Origin of the sequence: Paraburkholderia sp. SIMBA_030, from assembly GCF_046535245.1 — a bacterium.
Lineage (GTDB): Bacteria > Pseudomonadota > Gammaproteobacteria > Burkholderiales > Burkholderiaceae > Paraburkholderia.
This window is the reverse complement of sequence record NZ_JAWRXB010001110.1, coordinates 1-253: the sequence shown is the minus strand read 5'-3', so window position 1 is coordinate 253 and position 253 is coordinate 1. Positions and strand designations below refer to the sequence as shown.

Sequence of the window (253 nt, the reverse complement as noted above, 5' to 3'; positions counted from 1 at the left end):
GACCTTGCCATACAAGCGTGTGTCTCTCATTGCTCTGTCTGTGCCTGAGGGTATCAAGCTGCGTACCGATATCAATACTGGACGCGGGGCACGTGGTTATGCTGAAGTGATCGTTGATCCTTATAAAGACCCTAAACCAATCTCTGGTGCATTGGTACTGAACGAGCTTGATCTTGCGATATTTAAGCCTTTCTTCCCCGGTATGCGCGTCCTAAGAGGTAATGTCACAATGGCGGGTGGCCTAGGCGGTACC

General features: G+C 50.6%; 1 protein-coding gene. It reads left to right on the top strand.

What is annotated here, in order from left to right; genetic code table 11:
* A partial coding sequence (locus SB772_RS43455) for a hypothetical protein (RefSeq protein ID WP_410838956.1) occupies positions 1–253 on the top strand: 253 nt, incomplete at both ends.